We start from the raw sequence: 15942 nt of genomic DNA on the forward strand, positions 1-15942 counted from the left end.
TATGAAAAAGAGGATAATGGCCCTTCTATTGGGGCTTTCACTCGTATGTAACACGGGCGTAATTTCTTTTGCCGTTGAATCAGAGGAAGCGCTTGAAACTGAACTTAAGGATTCAGACAAATCTGAAGATAATGTTGGGGAAACAATAGATAAAAGCGCATACGTAGGCGATATGACTACAGCAACTCAGGAAGAAGCCCGGGAAAAAGAAAACGGTGAGAGCGAGGAAGCGCAGGAAACAGAAGAGGTTGAGGAAACAGAAAATCCTGTAAATTACATTGAAATAAAGATTGAAACCGCAGAGGATCTTATTAATTTAGCCAATAATTGTAAGATGGACACCTGGTCTGCAGATAAAAAGGTTATTCTTGAAAATGATATTTCTTTTAGAGGAAGAGAATTCTGCGGCATTCCTACATTTGGCGGAATCTTTGAAGGACAGGGATATGAAATTTCAGATATCAGTATTGATAAAGGAGCTTCTTATTCTGGTTTCTTTGGAATAGTACAAAAGACAGCAGTTATCCGCAATCTGAATGTGTCGGGAACTGTAGAGCCAAGCGGTGAACAGACTTTTTCTGGAGGTATTGCGGGAGATAACTCTGGAGTACTTATAAAATGTCATTTTACAGGAGTGGTATCCGGAAAAGACTACGTTGGCGGCATTGTTGGAATGAATGAGCTATCTGGCATTATTTCAGATTGCGTTGTTGATGGCTATGTTCACGGTACTCATTTTACCGGTGGTATCGCCGGAGAAAATATGGGAGATATAGTTGGCTGCCTAAATGAATCTTTTGTAAATACCACCAACGTGGATCCTGAACTGTCCGATGAGGCCAAGGCTAATCTTGATAAGGTTATTTCTTTTATAAGAAGAGAGGAAAAGGACGCAGATGAAGCGTCAAAGGACAGCACAATTTCTGACGCTGGAGGAATTGCAGGCCTTTCTATAGGTATTGTTTCGAAATGTACCAATAATGGAAATGTGGGCTATGAGCATGTAGGCTACAACATTGGTGGTATTGTGGGAAGACAGTCAGGATATATGACGGGCTGTACTAATAATGGTTTTATCCAGGGCCGTAAGGATGTTGGAGGAATTGTTGGACAGGCTGAACCTTATGTTACAGTTGACCTTAGTAAGGATATAGCATATCAGCTTTCTGAGAGCATCAGTAAGCTCCATGAGATAGTAACGAAGACTCTTGGGGATGCCAAGGATCAGTCCGGGGTTATAACAGACAGACTTTCAACTATTCAGAAATTTACTGCTGGAGCTATTGATGATGCAAGATATCTTTCTGCTGGAACGATTGATTATGCTAATGAAATTTCAAAATCTACTAACGAAGGTTTATCAAGGGTAGAGTATGTTCTGGATGAGGCTTCCAAGCAGGACGGCTTTATAGATCAGGTTACCTACGCTGCAAGAGATGCTAAAACGGCAGGAAGCGACCTTAGACAGGCGGTCAATGATCTTGATCTTGATAGTTATCTTACTGAAGAGGAAAAAGAGGAATACCAAAAGGCCAAGGAAGTAATGGAGGGCGCAGGTCAGCAATATACTGAAAACTATTACAAATCCTACAAGGTTTATTTTAATCATGAAGTTGCCAATGAAATGGCTCAGCATCACCTTGGAGAAGAAAGTCTGGGGGACCTTGTTTACAAGTGCGACGATGGAAATGTATACGACTATGACTTCATTATAGAAGACAAAAAATGGCAGCATCTTGAAACTGTAAAGGCTGCTCTGGCTGCAGAAAATGATGAGACAGGAATAACAAAGGATGGATCCTGGTACCACAAAAATGCTGAAACCGGTGAGCTTACTTCTTTTCCTAGTAATACAGACAGGGATGAAAAGTCATTTCAAGAGGCTTCAGAGGAAGCTGCCAAGGATGCAGCAAAATATACTGACAAGAGTTATCAGAGTCCACTTGGAGGAAACAGTATTCAGGCGGATATGATCTGGGCAACATCAGTCTATGAAAAGCTACTTAGCAGACACATGGACGAGATGACAGAGGCAGCCAGAAAGGATGCTTCAAGAGGCCTTGATAATCTGGAGTCAGCAGCAGGACATGTTGAGACTGCAGGAACTCAGGCCAAGGAGACTATTGGAACAGTTGCAGGCAAGGATCCAATAGCTTTCCCAGAACTTGATGCAGAGTACCAGGCCCATAATACAAGCTTTGCCAATAATCTTCAGGGCATGAATGATAACTTTGGACTTCTAAATCAGGAGGTCAATAATGCCAGTGGTGTTATTATTGATGACCTGCAGGCTATGGCAGATCAGTTCAATGTGATCATGAACTTATATACGGATGCAATTGATGGTGTTCTGGATGCAGACTATACAACAGCTTTTGAGGATGTATCAATAGAAGAAGCTGAGATCAGCACGGACGCTACAGTTGATAGATGCAGCAACTATGGAAGAGTAGAGGGAGACATTGATTGCGGTGGCGTTACAGGAACCATGGCTATTGATTATGACTACGATAAAGAGGGCGATATCACTGGTATCAGGGACTCTAAGCTCAACTCTGCATATATCACAAAGTGTGTCCTTAGGGATGTTAAAAATTTTGGTGTTGTAGTTGGAGAAAAGAACTATATAGGCGGTGTTTGCGGTCTTCAGGAGATGGGAACTATTTTGGGGGCAGGAAACTACTCTAATATATCATCTTCATCTGGCGACTATGTAGGAGGAGTTGCAGGCTCATCAATTTCCTATGTACTTAGCTCTTTTTCCAGAGGTATTCTTGAGGGCAAGGATTATGTAGGCGGAATTGTTGGAGACGGACTTCATATCAGAAACAGCTTTTCTCTTGTAGACATAAAGGATTCAAACAGCTGGTCAGGAGCAATTGCGGGTCACATCGATGATAAGGGAGAGGTCAAGAATAACTTCTTTGTAAGTGACAATCTTGCAGGAATAGACAGGATCAGTTATGCAAGTAAAGCTGAGCCTGTTGCATACAAGGAAGTTTCAAACTTCAACCTGTTCGAGGAGTCATTAAGGGAAGTTCCTTATGAATTTAATTATCTTAATGTCACATATGTGCTTGAAGACGAGGAAAATGGTCAGAAGAAAGAAATAATCCTTGATAAGACAAAGAAGAAGTATGGCGAAGCCCTTTTGGCAGAAGAGTATCCGTGCCCGGAAGAAAGAGATGGGTACTACGTTGCCTGGGATATGGAGGGGACAGATAGTGTGACTACTGATCTTGTCATTACCGCCAAATACAGCAGATATCTGACAACTCTTTCTGACAATGTAAGTAATGATTCTGTTTATCAGTCACAGGTCCTTGTAGATGGTAAGTTTAAAGAAGGAGATAAGCTTACAGTAACCTGGAGTGATGTTGTTGATGAGGGCAGTGTTTTTGACTCCAAGATCAGAAACCTTACAAGCTTTGGAACTGTGAATATTGTTATTCCTGATGATGGACAGACTGTGCATCAGCTAAGATTCAGGCCAGATAATGCGTTCTATTCAACAAATGGTGATTTTACGTTATATCTTTTGACTGATAATGGCAGTAAGAAATTAAAGCCAACTGGAACTATGGGCAAATATAAGACCTATGATATAGAGGGAAATAATGTGACGCTTTCTCTTAATTTCGAAGGCCTTATATGGAGCACTTACAAGGGCTATGCACTTATTTTTGTGCTGATTTTAGCTGCTTTGGGAGCTTTTGTCTTTATGGTTGGATATACTTCTAAGCACAAGAAAAAGATTCCAAGAGCATTTAAAAAGATCAGGAAAAAGGTTTCCGCAAGAATCGAGAGCAAAGAGCAGATTTTCTATGATGATGAGCAGGAAGAACTGGAAAATCTGATGAAAAAAGAGGAGGCCAAAAAGCAGGCAAAGGAAAAAGAAAATAAGGCTAAAAAGGCAGCGAAAAATGAGAGCAAAAAACGCCGTAAAAAAACTGGAAAAAAGAGAAGATCGGCGTAAAATAAATCTTTAATAATATCGAGTTTTATAGTATTATTACATTACTGTAAAAAAATGAAAAATAAGGGGGTAGCGTACATAATTGTACGCCGCTCCTTTACTTGCGTTTATAGATTATTTGGGAGGGTAGTTAGTTGGATCTTAGCAGACAAAAGAAAGCTCCGGTTTACGAGGCTTTGGAGAGATTCAGGAAGCAGAGAGTAGTTCCTTTCGATGTTCCTGGACATAAAAGAGGGAGAGGTAATCCCGAACTTGTTAGTTTTCTGGGGGACAGGTGTGTTGGAATAGATGTCAATTCCATGAAACCACTTGATAACCTGTGCCACCCTGTTTCTGTTATCAAGGAAGCAGAGGAACTTATGGCAGACGCCTTTGGCGCATATCATGCATTTATGATGGTCAATGGAACCACCAGTGCTGTTCAGGCTATGGTTCTTTCTCATGTCAAGAAGGGCGAGAAGATCATCATGCCTAGAAATGTTCATAAGAGCGCTATTAATGCACTGATACTTTGTGGTGCTGTTCCTGTTTATATTGATCCAAAGGTTGATACCAATTTGGGAATACCTCTTGGAATGGAACTTTCAGATGTTAAAAAGGCTATAGAGGAGAACCCTGAAGCTAAGGCTATTTTGATAAATAACCCTTCCTACTATGGCATTTGCTCTAATCTTAAGGCAATTGTAGACCTGGCCCATGAGAATGGGATGAAGGCTCTTGTTGATGAGGCTCACGGAACACATTTGTATTTTGGACCAAATCTTCCGCTTAATGCTATGGCTGCAGGGGCAGATATGGCTGCTATCAGCATGCACAAGTCAGGCGGAAGCCTTACTCAGAGCTCAATCCTCTTATGCGGACCAGATGCCAATGTTGGCTATATCAGCAGAATAGTTAATCTGACTCAGACAACTAGTGCCAGCTATCTTCTTCTTGGAAGTCTTGATATATCCCGCAGAAACCTTGCTCTTAACGGAGCAACGAGTTTTGAGAAGGTTACCAAGATGGCTCAGTATGCTAGAGAAGAGATCAATGACATTGGCGGTTATTATGCTTATGGCAATGAGCTCAAGAATGGCGGAAGTATTTACGATTTCGATGAAACCAAGCTGGTTGTTAATACCAGAAAGATTGGCCTTACTGGTATCGAGGTTTATGACCTTCTGCGTGATGAATATGATATTCAGATGGAATTTGGTGATCTGTCCAATGTAATGGCTTATATTTCAATTGGTGACAGACTACAGGATATAGAGAGACTTGCAGGAGCTCTTGCAGATATCAGAAGGCTTTACAGTAAGCCTGAGCAGAGCTTTTTCTCTGCAGAGTACATTACTCCTATAGTTAAGGCAACTCCTCAGGAAGCTTTCTATGCGGAAAAAGAGTCACTTCCTATCGACAATGCAGTTGGCAGGATAAGTGCAGAGTCAGTAATGTGCTACCCACCTGGAATTCCTATTTTGTCACCAGGTGAAGTAATTACCAAGGACATTCTGGACTATATCAAAACAGCTATGGCAAAGGGCTGCTCTATGCAGGGACCTGAGAGTGAAGATATATCAGAGCTGTTTGTTTTAAAATAATAGGAAACGAGAGATTTGATAGGAGGTTCTTATTCTTATGGCAGAGATGGATTATTGGTTTTCTGATATGCATACTGGTAATGTCAAGATCAGTATCAGGATCAGTAAGCAGCTTTTTTCTGGAAGCAGTGAATTTCAGAGAATAGATGTATTTGATTCCCCTGAGTTTGGTAAGTTTTTAACTTCAGACGGAAATATCATTTTTTCTGAAAAGGATGAGTTCACATATGATGAGATGATAGTTCATGTTCCTATGGCTGTTCATCCCAAGGTACAGAGAGTACTTGTTCTTGGTGGTGGTGATGGAGGCGTTGCCAGAGAGTTGTGCCACTATGATGAGATCAAGGTTATAGATGTAGTAGAGCCTGATAACATGTTTGTGGATGTATGTAAGCAGTACTTCCCTGACAATGCCATTGGACTTGAGGATGACAGAGTTCACATCTATTATCAGGATGGACTTAAGTATCTTCGTAAGTGCGAGGATATGTATGATCTTATAATCAACGATGCCACAGAACCTCTTGGACATGAGGCAGGTCTTTTTACTAAAGAGTTTTATGGAAGCTGCTACAAGGCACTTCACGATGATGGAATCATGGTTTATCAGCACGGAAGCCCATTCTATGATGAGGATGAAGAGAGCTGTAGAGCAATGCATAGAAAGGCCTACAGAGTATTTCCTGTAAATAGAGTTTATCAGGCACATATTCCTACCTGTCCTGCAGGATACTGGCTCTTTGGATTTGCCAGCAAGAAGTATCACCCTCTTAAGGATTTCAATCCTGACAGATGGGATGAGAGAGGAATAAAGACCTGGTATTACACAACTCACCTGCACAAGGGAGCTTTCATGTTACCTAAGTATGTTGAGGATCTTCTTCAGGAAGAAGAAGACATGTCTAGATAACAGTGTCATAAGTACGAAGTACAGAGCAATCCGTGTTATCTAGACATAGTAAATATTGTAAATATAGTCAATATAGTGATATTGCAAAGGAGAATAAAATGGGAAGATTATTAGTTATTGGTTGCGGTGGTGTAGCACAGGTCGCTATTCAGAAATGCGCACAGAACAACAAAGTGTTCACAGAGATGTGCCTTGCAAGCAGAACAGTAAGTAAGTGCGACGCACTTAAGGATAAATTAGAAAAGCAGGGAACACCTGTAAAGATCACAACAGCTACAGTTAATGCTGATGACACAGCTGATGTTGTTAAGCTTATAAAGGAGTATCAGCCAGATGCAGTTCTTAATGTGGCACTTCCTTATCAGGATCTTACAATTATGGATGCCTGCCTTGAGTGCAAGGTTGATTACATTGATACAGCTAACTACGAGCCAGAAGATACAGATGAGCCTGTATGGCGTGCAGCCTACGAGAAGAGATGTAAGGAAAAGGGCTTTACAGCTTACTTTGACTACAGCTATCAGTGGGCATATATGGACAAGTTCAAGGAGGCTGGTATCACAGGTCTTCTTGGAACTGGCTTTGATCCAGGTGTAACAAGTGTATTTGTAGCTTACGCTAAAAAGCACTATTTTGATGAGATTCATACAGTAGATATCCTGGACTGCAATGGCGGTGATCACGGTTATGCTTTTGCTACAAACTTTAATCCAGAAATCAACCTTAGAGAAGTTAGTGCAAACGGAAGCTATTGGGAGGATGGCCACTGGGTTGAGACCAAGCCTATGGAAATCAAGAGAGAGTATAACTTCCCACAGGTTGGACAGAAGGATATGTATCTTCTTCACCATGAGGAGATTGAAGCCCTTGGAAGAAACTTCCCTGAGATTAAGAGAATCCGTTTCTTCATGACATTTGGTCAGAGCTATCTTGATCATATGAGATGTCTTGAGGATGTTGGAATGCTTTCAACAACACCTATCAAGTTTGAGGGAAGAGATATTGTTCCTATTCAGTTTTTAAAGGCACTTCTTCCTGATCCAGCTAGCCTTGGTCCTAGAACAGTTGGTAAGACAAATATCGGCTGTATCTTCCGCGGCATCAAGGATGGCAAGGAGAAGACTCTTTTCATCTACAATGTATGTGACCATCAGGAATGCTACAAGGAGCTTGGAAGCCAGGCTATCAGCTACACAACAGGTGTTCCAGCTATGATTGGTACAGCACTTGTTCTTTCTGGAAAGTGGAAGAAGCCAGGTGTTTATACAACTGATGAGTTTGATCCAGATCCATACATGGAAATGCTTAATGAGTTTGGACTTCCATGGGTTGTTGATGAGAACCCTGTAATGGTTGACTAATAGACATTAAAGCACTTCAGAGCCATGATGAATAGCAATTTGGACAATAAAAAGCGTCTTTTTGAATTCTATTACCCTTTTTGATTGTTTTTCATGCTATTTATCAAGGTGTTGAACCAGAAAATATATAGATTTTAGTTGTTGTTACCCGTTTTTGAATTAAAACGGGTAACAACTTTTATATTATGGCGATGTTGTAAGCATTATATAAGTGCTCAGTGACCTGCTGGCGCGGATTAAAAGGATATTAAATTTGTAGTTTCTCTTTTATTTTTCAAAGTACATAGAAATAATATTCCTGACATGAGAAAAACTAAGAGGCATAGTCTTAGATTCATATGTGATAATAAGGTTGTTACCTGGCATATAGTCTTTTGATAGGAATAAAGGAATTTTCCCAAGGGAATTGCGAACATAACTTGGGTTATCCATTAGTCCAAAATGCTCCCAGATGTATGTCTCTTTTGTTCTGGGATGAATAATTGTAAAGTCTGGAAAAAGAGTAATATCATCAACATGGAATGGATATTCATATTTGTAAGGAATATTAAGTTCAAATAAGGTATCAGCTATAAATGCCTCTGACTTAGAACGAACATATTCACCTCTTCGTGTTTTGACAATCAAGTTTTCTGGATGATTGATGTTCTTTTCTGTTTCTATTCCTGAACTTTCCATGTTGGGAAGATTTAGTGATGGCTTTAATAGCTCATAGTAATTTGAAGATTCCTGAATAAAGAGATCAGACTTTGTTGGCTTTGCGTTTTTTAGATATCTGTTAATGTTTTTAAGCTCATTTTTCTTTTCGGGAAGAGCATGCAGATAATATGATTTTAGAGCGAGTTCTTGAGCCAATTGTTTTTCTTTCTTTGGGAGATATTTGCGAGTTTTGTTTCCAGAATCATCTGTTTGTTCGATATACCATTTGATGTGGCCTTTGATCTTATAGCATTTTAGCAATCCTTCTGGAGCTTTTGAGATATATTTTTCCATAGATGTGATATCGCGTAGTAGAAATTCTTTTTGTCTTTCAAGAATAGCTGTAGTAAACATTTTATACCTCTGAATTTTAGTAGTATTATCATTTTTGAAATTAACCGGCGAAAGCGCCTGGAATATTTCAGAAAAATATGAATGGTCGAATGACCGATTGATAATTTATCATTATATATCTTGTTTGTAAAGATTTTTTTGAAGAAAGCTCTTTTACTATTACTGAAAGAAGCTTTCGGAAACTGCAATGCAGAGAGGTTTGACGCTGCTTGCAGAACTACAAATCTCGTATCGCATAATCTCCAAATTTCAGCTGTATTTTGTGTTTGATTTTAATGAAGATAGGGTAGACAAGAGAAAAATATATGAGTATTTATGGTAATATAAAGTAGTGGGATTATTGATTTGCTTTCAAAGTATGCGGACGCATGCTTGTTGTGAGTTTTTTATCTTGGTAAACAAATATTGAACTATTTAGAATACATAGGTGTGATTCAAGATAAAGAACTTGATAAAGCGGTTTGTTGCAGAACAAGCAAATTTGAAAGATTGTTACCCTTTTTGGCCATTTTTGAAGTGTTTTTAGATGTATTTTTTGATAAATATTTGAAATTATAGTTTTTGTTACCCTTTATTATGAAAAAGGGGGTAACATGATGGTTGAATAATGCAATTTTATGTATATGCCAGAAAAAATAAGCAAAAACACAGCGGCGCAACCCAAAAGACGCAACGACAAATAAACCAACAGTTTCACTGATTAAGTAGAACTTGAATAATGCAATTATAATAAGCACAAAAAGCCCACAGATAGAATTTATATAGAAATAAAACTACTACAAATTTTAGATAGTATGGAGGTGCCTATGAATATAGATAATATCAAGACCCCAGCCTATGTCATAGATGAAAAGAAACTTCGAGAGAATCTCGAAATATTAGATAGAGTTCAGAAGGAGTCAGGCGCAAGGATACTTCTTGCTCAGAAGGCATATTCTGTATACCAGACATATCCGCTAATTGCCAAGTATCTTTCTGGAGCGACAGCGTCGGGACTTTATGAGGCAAGGCTTGCATACGAAGAAATGAGAACTCCTGATCAGGATGGAAACAGGAAAATTGAGAATCATGTATATGAGCCGGCTTTTGGCGATGAAGAGATGGTTGAAATCTGCGATATCTGTGATCATCTGGTGTTTAATTCGTTAGCACAGCTTGAGCATCACAGACCAGTCTGGGAAAAGAAGGTAAAAGAGGGCAAGCTGTCTGTAGGACTTAGGATCAATCCTGAATACAGTACACAGGAGGAGCATGAGATATATGATCCATGTTCAGAGGGATCAAGGCTTGGAATCAGTAATGCCAATATGCCAGATAAACTTCCTGAGGGCGTAGAGGGAATCCATTTCCATACCCTATGCGAGCAAGGCTTTGAGCCACTTAAAGAGACCTTTAAACATGTAGAAAAAGAGTTCGCGAGATTCTTCCCAGATCCTGAATCAAGCGATAATAGTGGTAAGATCAAGTGGATCAATCTTGGCGGAGGCCATCATATAACAAGGGAAGATTACAATGTAGAGGGCCTCATTAAATTTGTTAAGGACATTAAAGAGAAATATGGGATTGAGGTGTATCTTGAGCCTGGAGAAGCGATAGCTTTAGATGCTGGATACCTTATCACTACTATCATGGATGTTGTAAAGACACCTAGAATGCCAGTACTTATCCTTGATACATCAGCTGCCTGTCATATGCCTGATGTTCTTGAGATGCCATATAGGCCACCACTTCGTGGCGGAGAGGAGCCTGGAGAACTTCCCTTTACTTACAGGCTATCCTCTAGAACCTGCCTGGCGGGGGATGTGATAGGGGACTACAGCTTTGACCATGAGCTTAACATTGGTGACAGACTTGTGTTTGAAGATATGGCTATTTATAGCATGGTCAAGAATAATACCTTTAATGGAATGCCCCTTCCTGACATTGATATTCTTCATGAAAATGGAGATGTGGAAGTAATAAAAAGATTTTCCTATTCTGATTTTAAAGAACGTTTATAAAAAAGTATGATTGATGTACAATGGGGTGCATTTATCAAATATATAGTTTGAGGAGTAGTGTGTAAATGAGTGATAAGAAAAAAGGCGTTGGGGCTTTGGCTGCCTTGGTTGCAGTTTCAATTATTACTTTTTCTGTAGGAGCTTTTTTTTCCTACAAGTATGGCGCTAAGGGTATTTATCCAGGGGCGTTAAGTGACAGTGGTTCGGAGAATGGCTCAATTTCAGATAGTGCAGAGACTGAGAAAAATGAAGAAGCAGGCAGTGATAACAGCACTGTAGCAGCCAGCACTATAGCATCCACTAGTGCGGATAGCGACCTTTCTTCTGCCAAAGCTGAGGCTGAAGAAAGTGAAGAGGACGGTGCTATTCCTCACAATAAGGATTTTCCCATAACATTTGGAACAGGTTTGGGAAGCTTTGCTTCAGATGATGATGACTTTTTTATCATAAGAGAAGGCAATCGTTTAATGACCAACAAGTATAGGGAGGTCATAAATAGCGAAGAAATCCTGACCATCGAAAATGTTTTAGAAGGTAAACAGCCAGAGAGACTTGAAAGCTACAAATATAATAGCTATGTCCTTACTATTGATGGAAAAAGCTATTCTATCAATGAGTATTCTGACGGTTTCCTGGAATATCCACAGGGAGCAATCAATCCATTTATTCTAAAATATAGAGACACAGCCTATATAATGCCTACTTCTGCTGATGGCACCATTGGAGATTTGTATTTCTTTGACTGTGTTTGGAAGGATCCTCAGCTTGTAGCTACAGATGTGGTGGCTTCCTCTGTGGGAACTGGTGGAATGACAGAAACCGGGAATCGTGGATTTTATGCTTATTACACTAAGTATACTGATGGCAAATACTCTATGCATAAAGTCTGGTTTGATGACGACATTGGAACAAAAGATGAAAAGTATCCGATTGAGGATACAGTCATTAGCGATGGGAACTGCGTGCCGTTATATACTGACGGTTCTTATTTGTATTACTATGATCAGGATAAAAAAGATTTATATGTAGCTTATTTTTACAATAAGGATGAAAGAAAGAAGATATACACAGGAAATATTGATGAATTCTATGCATTTAATGATTATAGTTTCATAATCAGGGATGGTGACAAGGCTTATTTCTATGTACCAAATAATACTGAAGAAATGATGCCTTTTAATATAAATGGTCTTGAAAAAGTACAAAATGTCCAGATGTGGGATTACGGCTACAGAAATGGTCATTACGTAAACCAGTGGATTCATAGCTGCGTTCTGGAGGATAAAAGCGGGAAACAGTACTATGTTGCTATTGATCGCAGAAATGAGAAGGCAGACGCGGTGGAACTTCCTAGAAAGCTTGGCAATCAAGTTGAATACTATTATGATGGCTGGATTTCTTATATAGAGGATGGCGTACTGTATTTTGAGAGAAATCTTCTTGGCGATCAGAATGAAAAATTCATCAGATTTGATGAAGAAAAAGTTGTAGATTACTGTGTTTGCCATTCTGGAAAGTATAATTTTATGATTCTTACAGAGGACGGAAAGCTGTACGCTTATAATTGCGACAAAGAAGAGGATATTCTTATTGATACCGATGTTGAAATGAATAAAGAAGGTACAAATGGACAGTTTTTCTTTGACTTTAAAAAGGGCGAAATTGTCTATGGTAAGGATGGTAAATGGTGCGCATACAATTTAGAAAAAGATGAGAAAAAAGAAGGAAAAGGTAGATATGGAAGTTTAACCAGGATAGATAATATTCCATTCCTTCATTTTGACGATCTTGAGGGCGATTATTACTACTACGGTGGTTGGATTTATAAAGTTTTTTAACGAGGTGAAACTTTGGGAAAGATTACTGATTCTACACCAATTAAAGATGGCTTTTATATGCCTTCAGAGTTTTCAAAACATGATGGCACTATAATGATATATCCTACAAGGGCAGGGAGCTGGGGTAAGGATAGGTCCGGAGCCCTGCGTTCCTTTGCAAGTGTATTTATAGAGATAATGAAAAGGGAAAACCTCTATCTTTTGACAGATAAAGAGCACTTTGGTGAGGCCAAAGATTTTATGGATGAAGTTATAACTGACTTTGTCCAAAGGACAGGACAGGATACTTTGTCAGATGTCCTTGAGAACAGGTGCCTTATACTTCCTATAGAATCTGACGATTCCTGGGCCAGGGATGTGGGGCCAACCTTTGTAGTAAAAGATAATGGCGCGTTGCCTGAGATTCGCGGTATCAACTGGTCTTTTAACGCCTGGGGCGGTGAGGTGGACGGTCTATACGCATCCTGGGACAAGGACGACAAGGTGGCTGAGAAATTCTGTGATATGATAGAAGTTCCTTTTTTTGATGCAGCTCCTTTTGTATTAGAGGGCGGTTCTATTCATTGTGATGGTGAAGGAACAGTCATGGTCACTGAGACTTGTCTTTTGAGCCAGGGAAGAAATCCAAAGCTTACAAGAGAACAGATAGAAGACAAGTTAAAAGAGTATTTGAATGTTCAGAAGGTTTTGTGGCTTCCTTATGGGATTTACAATGATGAGACCAATGAACATGTTGATAATGTTTGTGCGTTTACAAAGCCAGGTGAGGTGGTCCTTGCCTGGACTGATGATGAGAATGATCCACAGTATGCCATGTCCAAGGCAGATCTTGAATATCTTGAAAAAGAGACAGATGCAAAAGGCAGAAAGCTTGTAGTCCACAAGCTTCCTATTCCGGATCATCCCGTTCTTGTTTCCAAAGAGGACCTTGATAACTATGAGTTTGAAGAGGGCGAGGATTCCAGAGAAGTGGGCGAGAGACTTGCAGCAAGCTACGTTAATTTCTACTTTATAAATGGAGCAGCCCTTGTTCCTCAGTTTGGCGGAGACAACGCAGAAAGTGATAGGAGAGCTATTTCTATACTTGAAGGTATATGCGAAGGCAGAGAAGTGATTGGAATTCCAGCCAGGGACATTCTTCTTGGAGGCGGAAATATCCATTGTATTACTCAGCAGATTCCGGAAAATAATCTGGGTGAGTAAGAGACTACCTGGAAGTCTAATCATAAACAGGCATATTATGGATATTTGAAAATGAAATCCATATACAATACGAGGTAAAATAAATATTATGAGCAATAAAATAAAAGTAGCCAGTGTGCAGTTTGCATGTGGGGCAAGTGCTTCTTCAGATGAAGAACAGGTAAAAAGAAATATAGAAACAGCTGATAGACTTACAAGAGAAGCTGCAGGTAAGGGAGCTAAGATAATTCTTTTATCAGAGCTTTTTGAAAGATTCTATTTTTGCCAGGAAAGACGCTACGACTATTATGAACTGGCGCTTCCTCTTTCAGAGAATCCTGCTATAGCCCATTTTAAGAAGCTTTGCGCAGAGCTTTCTGTTGTAATGCCAATCTGTGTTTTTGAAAAAGATGGAAATGTTTTTTATAACTCAGTTGTAATGATCGATGCAGATGGAAGTGAACTTGGAGTGTATCGCAAGACTCATATTCCGGATGATCATTATTATCAGGAAAAGTTTTATTTTACACCAGGTAACACCGGGTTTAAGGTATTTAATACAAAATATGGGAATGTTGGTGTTGGAATATGCTGGGATCAGTGGTTCCCTGAAACTGCCAGGTGCCTTGCCCTTAAGGGAGCAGATATTATTCTTTATCCTACAGCTATTGGCTCTGAACCAATTCTTGATGTGGACAGCTCAGGACACTGGATGCGCACTATGCAGGGACACTCTGCAGCCAATATTGTGCCTGTAGCTGCAGCAAACAGGATAGGAAGAGAGGACGTTACTCCTTCAGAAGAAAATGGAGGACAGACATCAAGTCTTACCTTCTATGGAAACAGTTTCCTTACTGATGAGACAGGTGATCTACTTGCGAGAGCTTCAAGAGACCAGGAAGAGATAATATACGCTGAATATGATTTTGAGGAAATCCGTAAGATGCGAGCTTCCTGGGGGCTTTTCAGGGATAGAAGACCTGAGTGTTACAAAACCATCACAGAGTGAGAATACATCTGAATCAGAGATGCGTTCTGATAGTGAGAAATAAATAAGATAATAGAAATAAAAGGTCTGCTACATCAAAAAAATGATGAAGCAGACCTTCCTGTTATTACTTTGCTCTTTCCTGTATAGCCTTAAGTTCATCAACAGAAAACTTGTAAGGCTTATTACAGAAGTGGCATTTTACCTCAATCTCTTTGCCATCATCGATCATTTCCTGAAGATCTTTTTTACCGATGAGCATCAGAGCTCTTTCAACTCTGTCTTTGTCACAGTTACAGTAGAAGTTAAGGTCTACTGTATCAGTGAATTCAATGTCAAACCCTTCAAGAACGATTTTTAGCATATCCTCTGGGGTTTTGCCTGCCTTAAGGATATCTGTAACTGAAGTGAACTTTCCAAGGTTGAACTCAAGATGTGTAATTGTCTGCTCGTCTGCAAAAGGCATCAGCTGTACAATGAAACCTCCGGCAGCAATTACAGAGAGATTTTCTCTTTCAACTAAAACTCCAAGACCAACAGAAGAAGGGGTCTGCTCTGATTTGGTAAAGTAATAGGTAAGATCCTCTGCAACTTCTCCGGAATAAAGAGGAACCTGACCAACATATGGCTCTTTAAGGCCCATATCTCTTATAACTGTAAGAGTACCTTCACCAATGCCACCGCCAACGTTTAGGTGCCCGGCAGCGTTTGGCTCCATGATCACGTAAGGGTTATTTACATATCCCTTTACATTGCCCTTATTGTCGGCTGTTGCAAGAACGCCTTTTAGGGGGCCATCGCCATCCATTTTAACAGTGATCATATCACTGTCGTTGTCCATCATCTGTCCCATCATTACAGTACCTGTCATGAGTCTTCCAAGGGCTGCTGTAGCAATTGGAGAGAGACCATGGGCTCTTCTGCCATAATCTGCAAGATCTTTTGTTGTTGCTGCAAAGGCTCTGATCTGTGCATTTCCAGCTGTTGCTCTAACCATATAATCTTTATATGCCATTTAATTATCCTCGCTATTTTCTATATAGATAATGTG

Annotated in this window: 10 protein-coding genes; 8 read left to right on the forward strand and 2 right to left on the reverse strand. The window is 39.8% G+C overall.

Features of this window, described 5'->3' with window-relative positions:
- Position 1: 1 nt before the first annotated feature.
- The 4 genes from G631_RS0104855 (at position 2) to G631_RS0104870 (ending at position 7830) form a co-directional block, all read left to right on the forward strand.
- Positions 2 to 3976, forward strand: a complete 3975-nt coding sequence (locus G631_RS0104855) for a hypothetical protein (protein WP_026488500.1) — start codon at positions 2 to 4, stop codon at positions 3974 to 3976.
- A 134-nt stretch (positions 3977 to 4110) separates the two neighbouring features.
- Positions 4111 to 5559, forward strand: coding sequence for an aminotransferase class I/II-fold pyridoxal phosphate-dependent enzyme (locus tag G631_RS0104860; RefSeq protein ID WP_026488501.1), 1449 nt, complete (start codon positions 4111 to 4113; stop codon positions 5557 to 5559).
- A gap of 46 nt (positions 5560 to 5605) precedes the next feature.
- A complete protein-coding gene (gene speE / locus G631_RS0104865) occupies positions 5606 to 6469 on the forward strand; it encodes a polyamine aminopropyltransferase (RefSeq protein WP_026488502.1) in 864 nt (287 codons plus the stop codon).
- Between the two features lie 98 nt (positions 6470 to 6567).
- Positions 6568 to 7830, forward strand: coding sequence for a saccharopine dehydrogenase family protein (locus G631_RS0104870; protein WP_026488503.1), 1263 nt, complete (start codon positions 6568 to 6570; stop codon positions 7828 to 7830).
- 267 nt (positions 7831 to 8097) lie between these two features.
- On the opposite strand, the gene G631_RS0104875 is transcribed toward G631_RS0104870, so the two are convergent.
- Entirely contained in the window at positions 8098 to 8883 is a 786-nt protein-coding gene (locus G631_RS0104875) for a hypothetical protein (RefSeq protein WP_026488504.1), read from the reverse strand.
- Positions 8884 to 9689: 806 nt separating this feature from the next.
- Here G631_RS0104875 and nspC point away from each other — a divergent pair.
- From nspC to aguB, 4 genes are all read left to right on the forward strand, one after another.
- Positions 9690 to 10883, forward strand: a complete 1194-nt coding sequence (nspC, locus tag G631_RS0104880; RefSeq protein ID WP_026488505.1) for a carboxynorspermidine decarboxylase — start codon at positions 9690 to 9692, stop codon at positions 10881 to 10883.
- Positions 10884 to 10948: 65 nt separating this feature from the next.
- On the forward strand, positions 10949 to 12721 hold the full coding sequence (locus G631_RS0104885; protein ID WP_026488506.1) for a hypothetical protein: 1773 nt from the start codon (positions 10949 to 10951) through the stop codon (positions 12719 to 12721).
- Positions 12722 to 12778: 57 nt separating this feature from the next.
- The gene (aguA, locus tag G631_RS0104890) at positions 12779 to 13924 is read left to right on the forward strand and encodes an agmatine deiminase (protein ID WP_242829063.1); all 1146 of its coding nucleotides are present in this window, start codon (positions 12779 to 12781) and stop codon (positions 13922 to 13924) included.
- A gap of 88 nt (positions 13925 to 14012) precedes the next feature.
- Positions 14013 to 14912, forward strand: a complete 900-nt coding sequence (gene aguB / locus G631_RS0104895; protein ID WP_026488508.1) for an N-carbamoylputrescine amidase — start codon at positions 14013 to 14015, stop codon at positions 14910 to 14912.
- A 106-nt stretch (positions 14913 to 15018) separates the two neighbouring features.
- Here the strand turns inward: aguB and hslO are convergent, their stop codons facing one another.
- Positions 15019 to 15906, reverse strand: a complete 888-nt coding sequence (gene hslO, locus G631_RS0104900; protein ID WP_026488509.1) for an Hsp33 family molecular chaperone HslO — start codon at positions 15904 to 15906, stop codon at positions 15019 to 15021.
- Positions 15907 to 15942: the final 36 nt, after the last annotated feature.

This window comes from Butyrivibrio sp. XBB1001 (genome assembly GCF_000424505.1).
In the GTDB taxonomy this organism is placed as follows: Bacteria; Bacillota; Clostridia; order Lachnospirales; family Lachnospiraceae; genus Butyrivibrio.